We start from the raw sequence: 19,446 nt of genomic DNA on the forward strand, positions 1-19,446 counted from the left end.
TAAGGAATATGGCCACCCTGTCGGGCAGCATGGTCTGTGAATCAGTATAGAGATTTTCCCTCGAAAGGCTTTGCTTTTTGTCATTAATTCGCCCCGTCGAGAGTGTCAGATAGTGCCAGCTTAATCGGTTCAACAGCGAAGGTCAGTCCTTTTTCGCCGTTGTCCGCTACAACATAGCGGATCGCGCCTTCGGTATCGGCGTAGTAACGCTTGTTTTTCCCGGCGGTAAGGAGTTTTTGCAGCTTTTGCTGACTTTGCTTTTTCGTCAGCGCAGGGGTAAAGGCCTGCAATACCGCGCTCATGTACTCCAGCGCTTTCGCCTTAGCGGCTTTCTGCTCTGGCCCCTGTATTGGCAGCCAGGTGATTTGCATGCTTTTGATTTTTAACGTCCCGCGCTCCAGCGCCGTGGAGGCATACAAATTCTCGTTAATCTTGCTTGCCGCACGGGTCAGGGTAGGCGTGTCACGGGGGCCATCAATAGCGCGAAACTCATCCAGCGGCAGCGTGGGGTTGGCCTGATTGAAGGTTTCACGAAACTCGCTGATGGACTGATCGAATGACGGCGCGCCCGCCAGCAGATACGGAGCTGTGGTCGGGGCAGTGGTTTCGGCGGCGTGCAGGGGGTAACCCACGCTGAGCAGCGCTAAACACAGGAAGAGAGAACGTGCCGAACTTTTCATCAACATTGCCCCTGGCCGTAAGTGCTCATGATTAAAACGATATCTGGTCGGCTTGTCAAAAGGTCACAACTCCAGGGTAAAATGCGCGCTATACGATAATAAGGAACCTTACATGACCATACAGCAGTGGCTGTTTTCGTTCAAAGGGCGTATTGGACGCCGTGATTTCTGGATCTGGATGGTGACGTGGATTGTCGCCATGCTGCTTCTGTTTTTCGTTGCTTACAATGCATGGCTGAGCACGCAAACGGCGGCCTTCGCGCTGGTCTGTCTGCTATGGCCAACGGCGGCTGTCGTCGTGAAACGGCTGCACGATCGCGGACGTTCCGGCGCGTGGGCATTTCTGATTATTCTGGCGTGGATGCTGGTAGCGGGGAACTGGGCAATGCTTCCGTCCATCCTGCCGTGGGTTGTGGGCAGGCTGCTGCCGTCGATCATCTTCGTGATGATGATTGTCGATCTGGGCGCGTTTATTGGCACCCAGAGCGAAAACAAATACGGTAAAGACACCGTTGAGGTGAAGTACCGCTGATCACCAGTAGTGTTCGGCGGTCATATGGCCCGGCCGGCGGCGAAGATGTTTCGTCATCTGCCGGGTATCCTTCAGAAGCTGCTGCGTGTCGCGAACCATCTGCGGATTGCCACACAGCATGACGTGGCTGGTTTCAGCGTTCAGCGGCAAACCCACCGCGTCCTCCAGGGCTCCACTCTCAATTAACGCCGGCACGCGACCGGTAAGCGCTCCTGCTACGGTTTCGCGGCTGACCACCGTCTGAATCTTTAACTTTCCGCCGTACTGCTGTTCCAGCGCCCGCATCTGCGGCAGGTAGCTCAGGTCTGCAGCGTAGCGTGCAGCGTGCACCAGCACGATGTTTTTAAAGCGCTCCAGATCTTTGCCGTACTGCAAAATAGAGAGATAAGGGCCGATGGCCGTGCCGGTTGCCAGCATCCAGAGCGTGTCACAATCAGGGATCTCTTCGAGCACAAAGAAGCCTGCCGCTTCACTCACAATTTGCACGTCGTCGCCGGGCTTGAGGGCGGCAAGACGCGGGCTGAGCTTACCGTCCGGAACGGTGACCAGATAGAACTCGAGATCCGGGTTATCAGGCGCGTTAACGTAAGAGTAGGCGCGCTGCACGCGCTCGCCGTCGACATCCAGCCCCAGCTTGGCGAATTGCCCGGCTTTAAACGGGTGGACGGGAGCATGGACGGTGAGACTAAATAGCGCATCGGTCCAGAACTCTATTTTCGTGACTTTACCTGTTACCCAGTCCGCCATGATCTTCTCCTGTGCTGTTTCTCTATTCTATCTTCCGTACTTGTGGTGACAATTTCCAGCCCGTCAGGGCCGGAAAGCTCTATCGATCAAACGGTTTTACAGAATGTGCGTCTGTACGTCCGGGTCTTTGCGGTCGAGATAGTGGATAGACTGGATGCGGCGAATGGTGCGCGATTTACCGCGGATCAGCAGCGTTTCGGTGGTCGCCATATTGCCCTTGCGGGTGATACCGTCCAGCAGATCGCCTTTGGTGATGCCGGTCGCGGAGAAGACAACGTTGTCGCTACGGGCCATCTCGTCCAGAGCCAGCACTTTATTGGCCTCGATGCCCATCGCTTCGCAGCGCGCCAGCTCGTTTTCCCCGATACGGCGGTTCTCTTCGCTGTCGCCTTTTACCTCATGACGGGGCAGCAGACGAGCCTGCATGTCGCCATCCAGCGCGCGGATCACTGCCGCAGAGACGACACCTTCCGGCGCGCCGCCGATGCCGTACAGCACGTCTACTTCGCTGTCCGGCATGCAGGTCAGGATCGAGGCGGCAACGTCACCGTCAGGAATAGCAAACACGCGCACGCCGAGCTTTTGCATCTGCGCGATGGTGGCGTCGTGGCGCGGTTTGGCCAGAATCGTCACGGTCAGTTCGCTAAGGGGTTTGCCCAGGGCTTTGGCGACGTTGTGCAGGTTCTCTTCCAGCGGCAGGCTGAGGTCGATTGCGCCCTTTGCGCCAGGCCCGACAATCAGCTTTTCCATGTACATATCCGGCGCGTTAAGGAAGCAGCCCTTATCGCCTACGGCCAGCACCGCCAGGGCGTTGGCCTGACCCATTGCCGTCATGCGCGTACCTTCGATCGGGTCGACGGCGATATCCACGGCATCGCCTTTGCCGGTACCGACTTTTTCACCAATATAGAGCATTGGCGCTTCGTCGATCTCGCCTTCGCCGATCACGATGGTGCCGTCGATGTTGACCTGGTTAAGGACAATGCGCATGGCATGGACGGCTGCGCCGTCTGCGGTATTTTTGTCGCCACGACCCAGCCATTTATAGCCTGCAAGGGCGGCCGCTTCGGTGACGCGGGAAAACTCGATAGCAAGTTCACGTTTCATGAGGTACTCGTGCAATCAAAAGGAATTGCACGAAGTTTATCACAGAGTGGGGAGGGGGGGTTTTAAGTCCCCTCTCCCCTTTGGGGGGCTTACTCGTCGTGCTCTTCCCACGCCAGGGCGCGTTTCACCGCTTTCTTCCAGCCGCTGTAGCGGAAGTTACGCTCGGTGGTTTCAATGCCCGGGCGGAATTCGCGTTCGATCACCGCTTTTTCCTGCAGCTCGTCCAGGTTCTGCCAGAAGCCTACCGCCAGACCGGCAAGATACGCCGCGCCCAGCGCCGTCACTTCACGCACTTCAGGACGCTCAACGCGAGTGCCCAGAATGTCGGACTGGAACTGCATCAGGAAGTTATTCGCGACCGCACCGCCGTCCACGCGCAGGGCGTGCAGACGAATGCCGGAGTCAGCCTGCATCGCTTCCAGCACGTCTCGCGTCTGGTAGGCGATGGATTCCAGGGTGGCGCGAATAATGTGGTTAGAGTTCACACCGCGCGTCAGGCCGAAAATCGCGCCGCGTGCATACGGATCCCAGTACGGTGCGCCCAGACCGGTGAACGCAGGTACCACGTACACGCCGTTGGTGTCTTTCACTTTGGTCGCGAAGTACTCGGAATCGAACGCATCGCTGATCAGCTTCATCTCGTCGCGCAGCCACTGGATAGACGCGCCGGCCATGAACACCGCACCTTCCAGCGCATAGTTCACTTCGCCGCGCGGGCCGCAGGCGATGGTAGTCAGCAGGCCGTTTTCTGATTTCACCGCTTTCTCGCCGGTGTTCATCAGCATAAAGCAGCCTGTGCCGTAGGTGTTCTTCGCCATCCCTTCTTTGACGCATAGCTGGCCGAACAGCGCCGCCTGCTGGTCACCGGCGATACCGGCGATAGGAATACGGGTGCCGCCTTTACCGCCGATGTTGGTCTGACCGTACACTTCTGAAGACTTGCGCACTTCAGGCAGCATCGCGCGTGGGATATCCAGGGCGTCCAGCATCTTGTCATCCCACTCCAGGGTGTTGATGTTGAACAGCATGGTGCGCGAGGCGTTGGTGTAGTCGGTGACGTGAACGCGTCCCTGGGTCATCTTCCAGATAAGCCAGGTGTCAACGGTACCGAACAGCAGCTCGCCGCGTTTAGCACGCTCGCGTGAACCTTCCACATGGTCGAGGATCCATTTCACTTTGGTGCCGGAGAAATACGGGTCAACCACCAGGCCGGTGGCGCTGCGCACGTACTCTTCCATGCCGTCGCGCTTCAGCTGTTCGCAGATCTCAGAGGTACGGCGGCACTGCCAGACGATGGCGTTGTAAATAGGCTTACCGGTTTCACGTTCCCAGACAATCGTCGTTTCACGCTGGTTAGTGATACCAATCGCGGCAATCTCGTCGGAACTGATATCGGCTTTCGCCAGCACTTCGACCAGCGTGGAGCTTTGTGACGCCCAGATCTCCATCGGGTCGTGTTCTACCCAGCCTGGACGAGGATAAATTTGCTCAAATTCGCGCTGTGACACGCTGACGATGTTCGCGTCATGATCCATTACGACAGCGCGGGAGCTGGTAGTGCCCTGGTCGAGCGCAACGATATATTTTTTTTCGGTCATGGTATGTGTCCCGTAGTCAGATTACAGCGAAGCTTTTTGTTGTGCGGTAGAAGTCGTTTCCTTCTCCTCTTCCACACAGGTGTCGCACGGTAAATGGCGACCAATTAATTTGCGGTAGCTGAACGCACCCAGCGCAGCCCCGACAACCGGCGCAAACAGCGGTACCAGGAAGTAAGGAATGTCTTTGCCTCCGGTGAAGGCGACGTCGCCCCAGCCTGCGATGAAGGCGAATGCTTTTGGTCCGATATCACGTGCCGGGTTCATCGCGAAGCCGGTCAGCGGGCCCATGGAGGCGCCAATCACCGCAATCAGCAGGCCAATCAGCAGGGGGGCCAGCGGGCCGCGCGGAATGCCGTTTCCGTCGTCGGTCAGCGCCAGGATAACGCCCATCAGAATAGCGGTAATCACCATTTCAACTGCGAACGCCTGCACAAAATTGATATGCGGGTTTGGGTAGGTTGAGAAGATGCCTGCCAGATCCAGACTTTCGACGCTGCCGCGTACCATATGATGCGTCTGTTCGAAGTCGATGAAAAGATTGTAATAAAGCCCGTAAACTAACGCCGCTGCGCAAAACGCGCCGGCAAACTGAGAAAGAATGAAAGGAACAACTTTGCGTCCGTCGAAGCACGCGAACAGCCACAGTGCGATTGTCACCGCCGGGTTAAGATGTGCACCAGACACCCCTGCGGTCAGGTAGATGGCCATCGCCACGCCCAGACCCCAGATGATACTGATTTCCCACTGACCAAAACTGGCACCCGCCACTTTCAGTGCAGCGACACAGCCCACTCCGAAGAATATCAACAACCCGGTACCAAGGAACTCGGCAATGCACTGGCCTTTTAAGGTTGATGTCTGACTCATAATCGGAATCCTGAAGAAATTGATGTTTATTGTTAGCATGGCCGCCCGTGACAGCCACGATGCCCTGTAGACATAGTGTTAATTTATCGTTAACGAGCAAAAACGAGAAATATCGAAATCAAAATGTGTGGTCTGTGTCAATAAAATGAGCGTTTTCGCGCCATAAAGCACATTTTTGCAGCAGTACAGGATCGGTACAGGAATGTGAGCTGAATCATTTCATTAACGAATCAGTTAACAATTTAGGGGTATATGGCGCGAACGCACCAGGACCAGACCTAAAAGTGTTGCAAACCGCGATCTGCGCGGTGTGTCGCTGGACACAGAGCGCCGCGCTCCATACAATCGACGGTATATGTCGTGCGCGTTTATGTTAAAGCGTCGCCTTGCAATTCAGGAGAGGTAGCATCATGTCTTTAGAAGTGTTTGAGAAACTGGAATCGAAAGTACAGCAGGCGATTGACACCATCACCCTGCTGCAGATGGAAATTGAAGAGCTGAAAGAGAAGAACAACAGCCTGGCGCAGGAAGTACAGAACGCGCAGCACGGCCGCGAAGAACTGGAGCGCGAAAACAACCAGCTGCGCGAACAGCAGAACGGCTGGCAGGATCGCCTGCAGGCGCTGCTGGGACGTATGGAAGAAGTCTGATTCCCATTGGGATGAACTGAACAGGCCGGGTAAGGCGATGCCGCTACCCGGCTTTTTTTATGCCAGTTATAAAAAAGGCCGCCAGAGGCGGCCTTAACGCTACTTGTCCTGCGCTGTCATAGCAAAAGCAACGAACACATTCGGTTCATCACTCTTTACAACGAGTACGCTGGCGACAATGAACGCGATACATAAATAGCGTTTCATTATGCGGTCCCTGCAGCTAACCGCTCCACCGTTCACCACCGGTGATAAGTCGGTGGACACAAGCCCGGTTAAAGGTTGCTTTACGGTTGTGAATACACCTTTCCCTGGACCGATGCCCATGTGCGAGATGGCGGAAAGGGACGATGCATCATAATGAGCAGCAGCAGCGTAGTTAAGGTTTTAATAGTTAATTAGGAATTTATAAAGGGTCGATGGGGTTACCTGAGATTTGAACCAGGGTAAGATAAAAATCCTGGTTAAAGGTTGCAAAACTTCCCAACGGACCGCGAATCCCGAGGGACAAAAAAAACCGCCACATTGCTGCTGGCGGTTTTTTTATGGTTCACGCTTACGGTTTTACTACTCGATATCCAGCGGATCTTCGGAAAGGATAATGCCGGTGTTATCGGCGTAGAGATGGTCGCCGGAGAAAAAGGTCACGCCGCCGAAGTTAACGCGCACGTCGCTTTCGCCGATGCCGTCACCCGCCGCCCCTACCGGTATGGCCGCGATGGCCTGAATCCCGATATCCAGGTCTTCCAGATCGTCCACCTGGCGCACGGAGCCGTATACCACAAGGCCTTCCCACTCGTTCTGCACGGCAATGCCGGCCAACTCAGCATCAATCAATGCACGGCGCACGGAACCGCCGCCATCGACCACCAGTACGCGGCCGCGGCCGTTCTGTTCGAGCAGATCGTACAGCAACCCGTTGTCCTCGAAACATTTCACCGTGACGATCTGTCCGCCAAACGACGACCGCCCACCAAAGTTGGAGAACAGCGGTTCAACGACGTTGACATCTTCCTGGTAGATGTCACAAAGCTCGGAGGTATCGTATTTCATAGGTTTAACGCTCAGTTGCTGCGAATGTGTTCAGTATATCGTGCGAAATGCGTTGTTGGCAAAATCATCAATTGTTAATTGATATTTGTCAGCTAACTTAGCGTCTGGCTTAATACAATCCCGATGACGAACAACAGGTTAGTCAGCAGCGCGCCTTTTACCGTGCGCTCCAGCATCGGCGGCATGGCGGACGGGCTGAGCTCACGCATCACAAAGCGGGCCTGCTTAATCAGCAGCGGCGCGGCAAGCACAAACAGCCAGCCCCACACGCTCTGCAACGAAATCAGGTTAAACAGCGCCAGGCAAACCAGCGCGCCAGTGAGCAGGCAGGCATGATAGCGGCGCGCATTCACCGGCCCCAGACGCACGGCCAGGGTATTTTTGCCATTCTCGCGATCGCTGTCGATGTCGCGCAGGTTGTTGATGTTGAGCACCGCCGTCGCCAGCAGGCCGCAGGCGGTCGCGGGCAGGAACAGGGCAGGGATCACCGTATGCGCCTGCAGGTACCAGCTTCCCATCACGCTCAGCCAGCCGAAGAAAACCAGTACGGAGATATCACCGAGCCCAATATAACCGTAAGGACGCGTGCCGACGGTGTAGGTAATGGCTGCGATAATGGCCAGTAAACCCAGCACCAGGAAGCCAATGAAATCGCTGGGAGTCTTAGACGCCACCGTCACCAGCGCCAGGCCGGATGCACAGATCAACACCACGGTGATAATCAGCGCGCGCTTCATCTGCGCCTGGGTAATCACCCCTTTCTGCATTCCGCGCAGTGGCCCTATGCGGTCCGGCTTGTCGCTGCCTTTTACCGCGTCACCGTAGTCGTTGGCGAGATTGGAGAGGATTTGCAGCAGGCCGGCGGTAATCAATGCCAGCGCGGCGACCAGCGGATCAAAATAACCCTGCCACCAGGCAAGGGCGGTGCCGACGATAATCGCGGCAAAGGCCAGAGGAAGTGTTTTAGGGCGCAGACTTTCGAGCCACGCCTGAGTACGGCTGATGTCAGTCATAAGTATTTAGCCAATAAAAATGGGGGCATTAGCCCCCATTAAACGTGATGAGAATCCAGTAACCGCGATTATAGGATAAAACGGCTCAGATCTTCATCTGCCACTAACGCATCCAGATGTTTACTCACATATTCTGCGTCAATGGTAACGGTTTGACCGTTCAGGTCGCTCGCGTCGTAAGAGATATCTTCGACCAGGCGTTCCAGCACGGTATGCAGACGACGCGCACCAATGTTTTCGGTGGTTTCGTTCACCTGCCATGCAGCCTGAGCAATACGTTTGATACCGTCTTCGGTGAACTCGAGGTTCACGCCTTCGGTCGCCATCAGCGCTTTGTACTGTACGGTAGCAGAGGCGTTTGGCTCAGTCAGGATACGTTCGAAATCTTCGGTGGTCAGCGCCTGCAGCTCAACGCGGATAGGCAGACGGCCCTGCAGTTCCGGGATCAGATCCGACGGGCTGGCAACCTGGAAGGCACCTGATGCGATAAACAGGATGTGGTCCGTTTTCACCATGCCGTGCTTGGTGGAGACGGTGCAGCCTTCAACCAGCGGCAGCAGGTCGCGCTGAACGCCTTCGCGGGACACGTCCGGGCCGGAGCTGTTGCCGCCGCGCTTACAGATTTTGTCGATCTCGTCGATAAACACGATGCCGTGCTGCTCAACCGCGTCGATAGCGTCCTGCTTCAGCTCTTCCGGATTCACCAGCTTCGCGGCTTCTTCTTCAATCAGCAGCTTCATTGCGTCTTTAATTTTCAGCTTACGCGCTTTCTGCTTCTGGCCGCCCAGGTTCTGGAACATGGACTGCAGCTGGCTGGTCATCTCTTCCATGCCCGGAGGCGCCATGATTTCCACACCCATTGGTGCGGCAGCGAGATCGATCTCAATCTCTTTGTCGTCCAGCTGGCCTTCACGCAGTTTCTTGCGGAACGCCTGACGCGCAGCGGACGGTTCCGCCTGCTGTTCTGCCTGGCCCCAGTTGTTTTTTGCCGGTGGGATCAGCACGTCGAGAATGCGCTCTTCGGCCATCTCTTCCGCGCGATAGCGGTTTTTCTCGATCGCCTGGACGCGCACCATTTTGATCGCCGAGTCGGTCAGATCGCGGATGATGGAGTCCACTTCTTTACCCACGTAGCCCACTTCGGTGAACTTGGTGGCTTCAACTTTGATGAACGGCGCGTTGGCCAGCTTCGCCAGACGACGGGCGATTTCGGTTTTACCGACGCCGGTCGGGCCGATCATCAGAATGTTCTTCGGCGTGACTTCGTGGCGCAGCTCTTCGTCAAGCTGCATACGACGCCAGCGGTTACGCAGGGCGATAGCCACGGAGCGCTTGGCGTTATCCTGGCCGATAATGTGTTTGTTCAGTTCGCTGACAATTTCGCGTGGGGTCATTTCAGACATGGGAGATCCTTACGCTTTGGAGGTCAATTCTTCGATGGTGTGGTTGTGGTTGGTATAGATGCAGATATCACCTGCAATATCCAACGCCTTCACCGCGATATCACGCGCGTTCATGTCGGTATTTTCCAACAGCGCGCGGGCTGCAGCCTGGGCATAAGGGCCGCCAGAGCCGATGGCAATCAGGTCATTTTCCGGCTGAATCACGTCACCGTTACCGGTGATGATAAGCGATGCGGTCTCATCGGCTACCGCCAGCAGCGCTTCGAGCTTGCGCAGCATGCGGTCGGTACGCCAGTCTTTCGCCAGCTCAACGGCAGCTTTCACCAGATGACCCTGGTGCATTTCCAGTTTGCGTTCAAACAGTTCAAACAGCGTGAAGGCATCCGCCGTGCCGCCTGCAAAACCGGCGATCACTTTGTCGTTGTAGAGACGGCGCACTTTCTTCACGTTGCCTTTCATGACGGTATTACCCAGCGTGGCCTGGCCATCACCGGCGATTACCACATGGCCGTTACGGCGTACACTTACTATTGTTGTCACGAGCAGACCCCCTGGTTACAGAATCGGGAAACAGAAGCCCTGAGCCTGTGCTCAGGGCTGAATTAAATGATAGATGGGGGGGATTTCGGGGGTTTCAACCCCCGGAGGCGAGTCGAATGCAGTTTGTGTGGCCGGCGACTTTCAAACGCGAAATGGTGCCATCGGCATTTTCTTTGCCTTTGACCGGACCAATCACCACGCGATTCCAGCCGTTATTGGTGGTAATACGCGAATCAAACCCTTCAAAGGCCAGCTGAGCACGTACCGTTTCCGCCTGCTCGGCACCTTTGAACGAACCGCACTGTACCATCCAGCGGCGCTCATCTTTTTTCTCGGTCGTCTGCTTCGGCGCTTCGGTCTCTTTGGTGACCGGTGCGGCCTGCTGCGTTTTCGGCTGCTGCGCGGTGGTATGCGCTGGCGTCTGGAGCAGATCCTGATACGGCTGAGCCGCCTGTTTCTGCGGCTGCGTTTTCGGCTGCTGTTGGACAGGCTGAGACTGCACCGTACGCGTCTGCTGCTGGTATGGTTGTTCCGTTACCCGCGGCTGCGCTTTAGGCTGCTGCACCGGCTGGGTTTGCGCCCACTGCTGCTGCTGTTGCTGCTGAATCTGCTGTTGTGCCTGACGTCGCTGCAGCGTTTGCTGGCGCTGCGCTGGCGTCTGTTCATTCCACGGCACTTCGTTCAGCTGCGTAGGCTGCTGGCGCATATCGGCCTGCATTTGTGCCAGCAGCTGACGCTGTTCATCCGTCAGCTGATTCGCATTCTGTACTTCACCACCCGCAGAAGGTTCGGTTGGCGCACGTACCCCAGGCTGACGGCTTTCCAGCTCTTTGATATAGCGCCAGCGCTCTTCAGGCTTCGGAGGAAGGCCGTTTCCGGCGACTTTACTGGCCTGAAGCGCCTCAGACTCTTCTTTTTTATGGTGCGTGATAAAGTACAGGCCACCAATAAAGGCGACGACTACAGCCGCAGCAATAGCGACCATTGCTGGCGAGACAGCAGGCAGGTTACGTTGCTTTTTTCTTGAGCTACTCTTTTTGCGTCGCGAAGGTGCCGGCTGGCCGCGACGTACATAATCTCGTTGTGCCACTATCGTTTCGCTGTATTTATTCGTTCGTCAGCCCGCCATGTTACTTAAGCGGCGGGGCTTTGACCAGATAAGGGTATCCGAAAGACGTTTACTTTAAGTCAATGCCTGGGTCGTGCCGCGAACAATCAGTTCGCAGTCCAGCAACCGCGAGCCGCTGCTAACTGTTTGACCGTGAAGCTGATCCAGCAGCAGAAGCATCGCTTCGCGGCCGATTTGATAGCGCGGCTGAGCGACCGTTGAGAGCGGCGGATCGCAAAACTCCGAAAGCGAAATATTATCGAATCCGATGATCGATAAATCTTTCGGTATGCGAAGGCCGCGACGTTTGGCATACGATAATGCACCCAGCGCCATCACGTCGCTGTGACAAAATACGGCGGTTGGCGGCTCAGGCAGGTCCAGAAGTTTCTCCAGCGCCTGTCCACCCGCAGCGAAGGTAAAATCACCGCGCGCAATGTAGTGCGGATCGACGGTGACGCCGGTACGGCGCAGCGCCTGAACGTAGCCCTGTAAGCGGTAGTGACACAGCGGCATCTCTTCCGGTCCGGCAATACAGCCAATACGCTTATGCCCCAGTTCCTGGAGATAGTTTACGGCGTTGAACGCGGCGGTAAGGTTATCGATATGGACCGTCGGCAGCTCCAGCTCCGGCGCAAACTCGTTGGCCATGACCATCGGCGGTAAATTACGCTGCTCTTCGATGCTGGCATCAAACGGCAGGCGAGAGCCAAGCAGCAGCATGCCGTCGATCTGCTTGGTGATAATGAGGTCGATGAAGGTTTTTTCCTGTTGGTTCTGATGGGCGCAGTCGCCAATCAGCACCAGGTAACCCTGTTCCGCTGCGGTGACTTCAATACCGCGGATAATCTCGCTGAAGAAAGGGTCACAGATGTCCGGTACAATCACCAGGATGGTGCGCGACTCATTGCGTTTGACGTTACGCCCCATCGCCTGTGGGAAATAGCCCACTTCAAGCGCAGCCTGCTCCACCCGGTTACGGGTCGCCTGGGAGACTTTATCCGGGTTCATTAATGCGCGGGATACCGTTGCCGTAGAGACCTGCGCTTTCTGGGCAACGTCTTTCATGGTCGCCGGTGCAACCTCTTTCCTGGACTTCAACGTCTTCTCCTCGCCTGAACACCGAACTTCTGACATCACCATTTTTACAGATAGTTAATGGAATCGGTTACAGAATTTTCATAAAAAGTGTGAGGAGCGTTAAATTTTTCGATCCAGCTTCAGCCTTCGATAGGGTCGACGTCCAGGACCCACTTCACTTTTCGCGCTTCGGGCAGGGTGTTAATCAGCACCAGCGCGCCGCTAACAATATGCTGAAGACGAATGCGCGAGGGGTGCTGGAGCAAGATCTGCCAGCGGAAACGGCCGCCGCGTTTTGGCGCGAGGGCAGGGACCGGGCCCAAAATCCACAGCTGACTATCCACCAGCGGGCTGGCCTGCAGGAGGTTTCTCAGCTGCTGCAGGAAAAGTGGCGCCTGCTGGTTGTTATGATCTTCCGCGCGGATGATGACGTGGCTGGTCCACGGCGGTAGCTGCATGGTCTGGCGTTCGGCCAGTGCCTGCTCGGCAAAGGCGTCATAGCCTTTGTGCAGAAGGGTTTGCAGCAGCGGGTGCTCCGGGTGGTGCGTTTGCAATACCACTTCGCCCTGTTTACCAGCACGTCCGGCGCGCCCTGCCACCTGGGTATAAAGCTGAGCGAAGCGCTCGGCTGAGCGAAAATCTGCCGAGAACAGCGCGCCGTCCACGTCCAGCAGGGCGACCAGCGTCACGTCCGGGAAGTGGTGGCCTTTTGCCAGCATCTGAGTGCCAATCAGGATGCGTGCGCCGCCGCGATGCACTTCCGCCAGCTGCTGCTCCAGCGCCCCTTTGCGGCTGGTGGTGTCCCGGTCGATTCGGGACAGGGGCACGTCGGGGAAGAAGGGCGCAAGGGCCTGTTCCAGCTGTTCCGTTCCCAGCCCCACCGGCACGATATGCGTTGAGCCACATGACGGACACTGGCGCGGCACCGGACGCTGGCTGTCGCAGTGGTGGCAGCGTAAATGCCGCTGGGCCTGGTGGAAGGTATAGTAGTGGTCACAGCGCGGGCACTCGGCAATCCATCCGCAGTCGTGGCACAGCAGGGCAGGTGCAAATCCGCGACGGTTAAGAAACAGGATCACCTGATTGCCCGCCTGCAGGTGCTGGCGCATGCGGGTAATCAGTGCAGGCGCAAGCCCGGCCTGGACCTGCTGACCTTTCAGATCCAGTACGTGCTGAATGGCCGGACGGGCATTCCCCGCGCGACGCGTCAGGCGCAGCATATGGTATTTACGCTGGCGCACGTTGTGCAGCGTTTCGAGCGCAGGCGTGGCGGAGCCGAGAATAATAGGAATTTGCTCGCTGTGGGCGCGATAAACAGCCAGATCGCGGGCGTGATAGCGCCAGCCTTCCTGCTGTTTATAGGAGCTGTCGTGTTCTTCGTCGATCACGATAACGCCAAGATTTTTAAACGGCGTAAACAGCGACGAGCGAGTGCCGATCACAATCGCCGCTTCGCCGTTTTTCGCTTTCAGCCAGGCGCTGAGGCGTTCGCTGTCGTTCAGGCCAGAGTGCAGCACCTCAACCGGCGCATTAAAGCGTTCGCGAAAGCGGGCGATGGTTTGCGGCGTCAGGCCAATTTCCGGCACCATCACCAGCGCCTGTTTGCCCTGCGCAAGCACGTTTTCCAGCACGCTCAGGTAGACTTCCGTCTTGCCGGAGCCCGTCACGCCCGCCAGCAGCCAGGCGGAGAAATGATCGGAGGCGCTATGAATCGCGCCCACGGCGGTGGCCTGTTCGGTATTCAGACGCAGGCGATCCCCTGAAACGGAGAAACTCTCGCGCCAGTCGTAAAGGGCAGGCGCTTCGCTTGCCAGGTCGCTCAACCCTTTCTTTCTTAATGCCTGTAGCGCCGTTTCGCTGACTTCAAGTTCGTCGATCTGATGCCGCCAGATTTTCCCCTGACGCAGCGCCGCCAGGGCCTGCTGCTGTTTCTGTGAGCGCTTGAGGCTGTTAATGTCGACGGCCTGGCCATCTTCCGTAGCAAACCAGTACCACATCGGCGCATGGCTGGCGCTTTTGCCCTGGCGCAGCATGATGGGCAGGGCGTGGAACAGGACGTCGCCAATGGGGTGATGATAATAATCCGCCGCCCATAGCAGCAGTCGCCAGGTGCTGGTGGAATAAACGGGCTCGCTGTCGAGCACCTCAACCACCGACTTCAGTTCATTGAGCGGCAGTTCGCTTCGATCGCTGACGGAGACAATAATTCCCACGCGCTGCTGCTTGCCAAACGGCACGGTCACGCGACAGCCCGCTTTGGCGCTCATGCTGTCGGGCAGCAGGTAGTCAAAGGTGCGGGGAAGCGGAACGGGCAGGGCAACGTGAGCGACGGGCATCGAATCTTCCTGACTTGAAAAGTGGCGCGTTAGTATACACATTAGTGAAAGCGGCGTGCGGATCAGTTTGCATACGTTGGTCAAATTCTGTATGATTCGCCGCCTTTGGTGTACTTTACGCCAAAGAACTTACAATCAACATCGCGTGGTGTCTGGCGTTAGGGCTGGAAGAGCGACGCGGCCTTAACTGAGGTTCTCCCATGAAAAAAGATATTCACCCGAAATACGAAATGATTACTGCAAACTGTTCTTGCGGTAACTCTATCCAGATCCGCTCTACCGTGGGTCACGATCTGAACCTGGACGTGTGCGGCAAATGCCACCCGTTCTACACTGGTAAGCAGCGTGATGTTGCAACCGGTGGCCGTGTTGACCGCTTCAACAAGCGTTTCAGCATCCCGGGCGCTAAATAAGTTTCCCGAAAAAAAGGCACCGCAAGGTGCCTTTTTTGTATCCGCTTCTCAGTATTCCCACGTCTCCGGGTCAATACCCAGTTCACGCATGATCACCTTCGCCTCTTCCGGGATTTCATCACTGCGTTCTTTACGCAGATCTTCATCGTTCGGCAACGGTTGACCGGTAAACGCATGCAGAAACGCTTCGCACAGCAGCTCGCTGTTGGTTGCGTGGCGCAGGTTGTTCACCTGACGACGCGTACGTTCATCGGTGAGGATCTTCAACACCTTCAGAGGAATAGAAACCGTAATTTTTTTTACTTGTTCACTCTTCTTACCGTGCTCAGCGTATGGGCTGATATATTCGCCGCTCCATTCAGCCATGAGATACCTTTAATCCTCTCAGTCATTTATCTAAAGGTGCAAAACCTGTAACCACTCGTTTTGAACCGCAATCTTGCCTAGTTTACCGTAGAGACGATACCGTGGCACGGATATTGCCGCTGCAGCGTGCACTAAAGCATATAATTTTAACGGCTATTTGCGCATTGCTCAATCTATACGCAAAGAAGTTTAGATGTCCAGATGTATTGACGTCCATACTTTCAATGTTTACTCTGGTGCCTGACTTTTCACCTCATTCGCCAGGAAGCCCTCACCATGACGCGTAAACAGGCCACTATCGCAGTGCGTAGCGGATTAAATGATGACGAGCAGTACGGCTGCGTTGTCCCGCCCATTCATCTTTCCAGTACCTACAACTTCACCGGATTTAATGAACCCCGCGCGCATGATTACTCGCGTCGTGGCAACCCTACGCGTGACGTGACCCAGCGCGCGCTGGCCGAGCTGGAATGTGGCGCAGGCGCCGTATTAACCAATACGGGGATGTCCGCCATTCACCTGGTGACCACCGTGTTCCTGAAACCAGGTGACCTGCTGGTTGCGCCGCACGATTGCTACGGCGGCAGCTATCGCCTGTTTGATAGCCTGGCAAAACGCGGCTGCTATCGCGTACTGTTTGTCGATCAAAACGATGAACAGGCGCTGAAACAGGCGCTGGCAGAGAAGCCAAAGCTGGTTCTGGTGGAAAGTCCAAGCAATCCATTGTTGCGCGTTGTCGATATTGCGAAAATTTGTCAGCTCGCAAGGGATGCGGGAGCGATAAGTGTAGTGGATAATACGTTCCTCAGTCCGGCCCTTCAGAACCCACTCGCACTGGGTGCCGATCTGGTATTGCATTCATGCACTAAATATCTGAACGGCCATTCTGATGTGGTCGCGGGCGTGGTGATTGCCAAAGATCCCGACGTTGTCACCGAACTGGCATGGTGGGCCAATAATATTGGCGTCACCGCGGGCGCCTTCGACAGCTATCTGCTGTTGCGCGGCATTCGCACGCTGTCGCCGCGCATGGAAGTGGCGCAACGCAATGCCCAGGCGATTGTCGATTTCCTGAAAACCCAGCCGCTGGTGAAGAAGCTCTATCACCCGTCGCTGCCGGAAAATCAGGGGCACGAGATTGCCGCGCGCCAGCAGAAAGGGTTTGGCGCGATGTTAAGTTTTGAACTGGACGGTGACGAGCAAACGCTGCGTCGCTTCCTGAGCGGGCTGTCATTGTTTACGCTGGCGGAATCCTTAGGTGGGGTTGAAAGCTTGATCTCCCACGCCGCGACCATGACGCACGCAGGTATGGCACCGGAAGCACGTGCCGCCGCCGGGATTTCTGAGACGCTGCTGCGGATCTCAACCGGTATTGAAGATTCTGAAGATTTAATTGCCGATCTGGAAAATGGCTTCCGGATCGCAGCCAAGGGGTAATCATGAGTGTGATAGCGCAGGCAGGGGCGAAGGGTCGTCAGCTGCACAAGTTTGGTGGTAGTAGTCTTGCTGATGTGAAATGTTACCTGCGTGTCGCAGGGATCATGACGGAATATTCACAGCCGGGTGACATGATGGTTGTCTCGGCGGCGGGCAGCACCACCAACCAGTTGATTAGCTGGCTGAAACTAAGCCAGACCGATCGCCTTTCTGCGCATCAGGTGCAACAGTCCTTACGCCGTTACCAGAGCGAGCTGATTGCCGGCCTGCTGCCTGCGGACGTAGCGGACGGGCTGATCAGCGCCTTCACGCATGACCTTGAGCGTCTGGCCGCCCTGCTGGACAGCGGGATCACCGATGCGGTGTATGCCGAAGTGGTGGGCCACGGTGAAGTGTGGTCCGCGCGCCTGATGGCCGCCGTTCTGCAACACCTGGGCGTGGAGGCGGCCTGGCTCGATGCGCGTGATTTCCTGCGCGCCGAACGCGCCGCGCAGCCGCAGGTGGATGAAGGCCTGTCCTACCCGCTGCTGCAACAGCTGCTGGTGCAGCATCCGGGCAAACGTATTGTCGTCACCGGCTTTATCAGCCGTAGCAACGCGGGTGAAACCGTGCTGCTGGGCCGTAACGGCTCCGACTACTCGGCAACGCAAATCGGTGCCCTGGCGGGCGTGTCCCGCGTCACCATCTGGAGCGACGTGGCCGGTGTTTACAGCGCCGACCCGCGTAAAGTGAAAGATGCCTGTCTGCTGCCGCTGCTGCGTCTCGACGAAGCCAGCGAGCTGGCGCGTCTGGCGGCGCCGGTACTGCACGCGCGTACGCTGCAGCCGGTTTCCGGTAGCGATATCGACCTCCAGCTGCGCTGCAGCTACACCCCGGATCAAGGCTCTACCCGTATTGAACGCGTGCTGGCCTCCGGTACGGGCGCGCGTATTGTCACCAGCCACGACGACATCTGCCTGATTGAGTTCCAGGTGCCTGCGGGCCAGGACTTCAAACTGGCGCATAAAGAGATCGACCTGGTGTTAAAGCGTGCTCAGGTGCGCCCGCTGGCCGTTGGCGTTCACAATGACCGCCAGCTGCTGCAGTTCTGCTATACCGCTGAAGTGGCGGACAGTGCCCTGAAAATTCTGGATGAAGCGGGCCTGCCGGGCGAGCTTCGCCTGCGTCAGGGGCTGGCGCTGGTGGCGATGGTGGGCGCGGGCGTCACCCGTAACCCACTGCACTGCCACCGCTTCTGGCAGCAGCTGAAAGGCCAGCCGGTGGAATTTACCTGGCAATCGGAAGAGGGTATCAGCCTGGTGGCAGTTCTGCGCAAAGGGCCAACCGAAAGCCTGATTCAGGGTCTGCATACCTCCCTGTTCCGCGCGGAAAAGCGCATCGGCCTGGTGCTGTTTGGTAAAGGCAACATCGGTTCCCGCTGGCTGGAGCTGTTCGCCCGCGAACAGGTCACGCTCTCGGCGCGTACCGGGTTCGAATTCATTCTCGCGGGCGTCGTGGACAGCCGCCGCAGCCTGCTGAACTACGAAGGGCTGGACGCCAGCCGCGCGCTTGCCTTCTTTAATGATGAAGCCGTAGAGCAGGATGAAGAGTCGCTGTTCCTGTGGATGCGCGCGCACCCTTACGATGACCTGGTAGTGCTGGACGTGACCGCCAGCGAGCAGCTTGCCGATCAGTACCTTGATTTCGCCAGCCACGGTTTCCACGTTATCAGCGCGAACAAGCTGGCGGGGGCGAGCAGTACCGATAAATACCGTCAGATCCACGACGCGTTTGAAAAAACGGGGCGCCACTGGCTTTATAACGCCACGGTAGGGGCTGGCCTGCCGGTTAACCACACCGTGCGTGACCTGATTGAAAGCGGCGACAGCATTCTGGCGCTGAGCGGTATCTTCTCCGGCACGCTCTCCTGGCTGTTCCTGCAGTTTGACGGCACCGTTCCGTTCACCGACCTGGTGGATCAGGCGTGGCAGCAGGGCTTAACGGAACCCGATCCGCGTGTTGATCTCTCCGGTAAAGACGTGATGCGCAAGCTGGTGATCCTGGCGCGGGAAGCCGGTTATGACATCGAACCGGATTCCGTCCGCGTCGAGTCGCTGGTGCCTGCCGGTTGTGAAGAAGGTTCTGTGGACCATTTCTTTGAAAATGGGGAAGAGCTTAACGAGCAGATGGTACAGCGTCTGGAAGCCGCGAACGAGATGGGGCTGGTGCTGCGCTACGTGGCGCGTTTCGAGGCCAACGGAAAAGCGCGAGTCGGTGTCGAGGCGGTGCGTCCTGAACATCCGCTGGCGGCGCTGCTGCCGTGCGATAACGTCTTCGCCATCGAAAGCCGCTGGTACCGTGATAACCCGCTGGTGATCCGCGGTCCGGGCGCCGGGCGCGACGTTACCGCCGGGGCCATCCAGTCCGACATCAACCGTCTGGCTAAACTGCTGTAAAAACTCAATTTCCCTCTCCCTGTGGGAGAGGGTTAGGGTGAGGGCATCAGACTGCACTCACCCCCATCATGAATTTCCCTC

The 19,446-nt window shown here is 56.9% G+C and carries 18 protein-coding genes; 5 read left to right on the top strand and 13 right to left on the bottom strand.

Annotated features, from left to right (window positions below; translation table 11 throughout):
* Nucleotides 1-83: 83 nt before the first annotated feature.
* Nucleotides 84-680 carry a DUF1454 family protein gene (locus tag AC0TOY_RS03695; RefSeq protein ID WP_024909195.1) on the bottom strand — a complete coding sequence of 199 codons (597 nt, stop codon included), beginning with the start codon at nt 678-680 and terminating at the stop codon, nt 84-86.
* A 112-nt stretch (nt 681-792) separates the two neighbouring features.
* Here AC0TOY_RS03695 and AC0TOY_RS03700 point away from each other — a divergent pair, with 112 nt between their 5' ends.
* Nucleotides 793-1,212 carry a DUF805 domain-containing protein gene (locus AC0TOY_RS03700; protein ID WP_148244648.1) on the top strand — a complete coding sequence of 140 codons (420 nt, stop codon included), beginning with the start codon at nt 793-795 and terminating at the stop codon, nt 1,210-1,212.
* On the opposite strand, the gene fpr is transcribed toward AC0TOY_RS03700, so the two are convergent.
* The 4 genes from fpr to AC0TOY_RS03720 all read right to left on the bottom strand — a co-directional run bounded on the left by fpr (nt 1,213) and on the right by AC0TOY_RS03720 (nt 5,531).
* Nucleotides 1,213-1,959: a ferredoxin--NADP(+) reductase gene (fpr, locus tag AC0TOY_RS03705; RefSeq protein ID WP_024909194.1), complete on the bottom strand. Its 747-nt coding sequence runs from the start codon at nt 1,957-1,959 to the stop codon at nt 1,213-1,215. It abuts the gene before it with no gap.
* Between the two features lie 96 nt (nt 1,960-2,055).
* Complete coding sequence (gene glpX / locus AC0TOY_RS03710; RefSeq protein ID WP_115876985.1) at nt 2,056-3,066, bottom strand: class II fructose-bisphosphatase; 1,011 nt, start codon at nt 3,064-3,066, stop codon at nt 2,056-2,058.
* Nucleotides 3,067-3,155: 89 nt separating this feature from the next.
* Complete coding sequence (gene glpK, locus AC0TOY_RS03715; protein ID WP_014885706.1) at nt 3,156-4,664, bottom strand: glycerol kinase GlpK; 1,509 nt, start codon at nt 4,662-4,664, stop codon at nt 3,156-3,158.
* Nucleotides 4,665-4,685: 21 nt separating this feature from the next.
* A complete protein-coding gene (locus tag AC0TOY_RS03720; RefSeq protein WP_014885705.1) occupies nt 4,686-5,531 on the bottom strand; it encodes an MIP/aquaporin family protein in 846 nt (281 codons plus the stop codon).
* Nucleotides 5,532-5,941: 410 nt separating this feature from the next.
* On the opposite strand from AC0TOY_RS03720, the gene zapB reads away from it, so the two are divergent.
* Nucleotides 5,942-6,181 carry a septal ring assembly protein ZapB gene (zapB, locus tag AC0TOY_RS03725; RefSeq protein WP_010436935.1) on the top strand — a complete coding sequence of 80 codons (240 nt, stop codon included), beginning with the start codon at nt 5,942-5,944 and terminating at the stop codon, nt 6,179-6,181.
* A 567-nt stretch (nt 6,182-6,748) separates the two neighbouring features.
* Here zapB and rraA read toward each other — a convergent pair.
* The 7 genes from rraA to priA form a co-directional block, all read right to left on the bottom strand.
* Entirely contained in the window at nt 6,749-7,234 is a 486-nt protein-coding gene (gene rraA, locus AC0TOY_RS03730) for a ribonuclease E activity regulator RraA (protein WP_023309687.1), read from the bottom strand.
* 92 nt (nt 7,235-7,326) lie between these two features.
* Entirely contained in the window at nt 7,327-8,247 is a 921-nt protein-coding gene (menA, locus tag AC0TOY_RS03735; protein WP_032648463.1) for a 1,4-dihydroxy-2-naphthoate polyprenyltransferase, read from the bottom strand.
* 68 nt (nt 8,248-8,315) lie between these two features.
* Entirely contained in the window at nt 8,316-9,650 is a 1,335-nt protein-coding gene (hslU, locus tag AC0TOY_RS03740) for an HslU--HslV peptidase ATPase subunit (protein WP_023309685.1), read from the bottom strand.
* Nucleotides 9,651-9,659: 9 nt separating this feature from the next.
* Complete coding sequence (hslV, locus tag AC0TOY_RS03745; protein WP_008501802.1) at nt 9,660-10,190, bottom strand: ATP-dependent protease subunit HslV; 531 nt, start codon at nt 10,188-10,190, stop codon at nt 9,660-9,662.
* Between the two features lie 94 nt (nt 10,191-10,284).
* Nucleotides 10,285-11,280 carry a cell division protein FtsN gene (ftsN, locus tag AC0TOY_RS03750; protein ID WP_148769941.1) on the bottom strand — a complete coding sequence of 332 codons (996 nt, stop codon included), beginning with the start codon at nt 11,278-11,280 and terminating at the stop codon, nt 10,285-10,287.
* 93 nt (nt 11,281-11,373) lie between these two features.
* Complete coding sequence (cytR, locus tag AC0TOY_RS03755; protein WP_023309683.1) at nt 11,374-12,399, bottom strand: DNA-binding transcriptional regulator CytR; 1,026 nt, start codon at nt 12,397-12,399, stop codon at nt 11,374-11,376.
* 119 nt (nt 12,400-12,518) lie between these two features.
* The gene (gene priA, locus AC0TOY_RS03760) at nt 12,519-14,714 is read right to left on the bottom strand and encodes a primosomal protein N' (RefSeq protein WP_473721506.1); all 2,196 of its coding nucleotides are present in this window, start codon (nt 14,712-14,714) and stop codon (nt 12,519-12,521) included.
* Between the two features lie 200 nt (nt 14,715-14,914).
* On the opposite strand from priA, the gene rpmE reads away from it, so the two are divergent.
* On the top strand, nt 14,915-15,127 hold the full coding sequence (gene rpmE, locus AC0TOY_RS03765; RefSeq protein ID WP_003862040.1) for a 50S ribosomal protein L31: 213 nt from the start codon (nt 14,915-14,917) through the stop codon (nt 15,125-15,127).
* Between the two features lie 48 nt (nt 15,128-15,175).
* Here rpmE and metJ read toward each other — a convergent pair whose 3' ends face one another.
* Complete coding sequence (gene metJ, locus AC0TOY_RS03770) at nt 15,176-15,493, bottom strand: met regulon transcriptional regulator MetJ (RefSeq protein WP_015966498.1); 318 nt, start codon at nt 15,491-15,493, stop codon at nt 15,176-15,178.
* Nucleotides 15,494-15,769: 276 nt separating this feature from the next.
* Here metJ and metB point away from each other — a divergent pair, with 276 nt between their 5' ends.
* Together metB and AC0TOY_RS03780 are read left to right on the top strand one after the other, a co-directional pair.
* Nucleotides 15,770-16,930: a cystathionine gamma-synthase gene (metB, locus tag AC0TOY_RS03775; RefSeq protein WP_148769937.1), complete on the top strand. Its 1,161-nt coding sequence runs from the start codon at nt 15,770-15,772 to the stop codon at nt 16,928-16,930.
* Between the two features lie 2 nt (nt 16,931-16,932).
* Entirely contained in the window at nt 16,933-19,365 is a 2,433-nt protein-coding gene (locus tag AC0TOY_RS03780) for a bifunctional aspartate kinase/homoserine dehydrogenase II (protein ID WP_024909187.1), read from the top strand.
* Nucleotides 19,366-19,446 lie beyond the last annotated feature (81 nt).

The organism is Enterobacter sp. PL_is379, assembly GCF_055817355.1.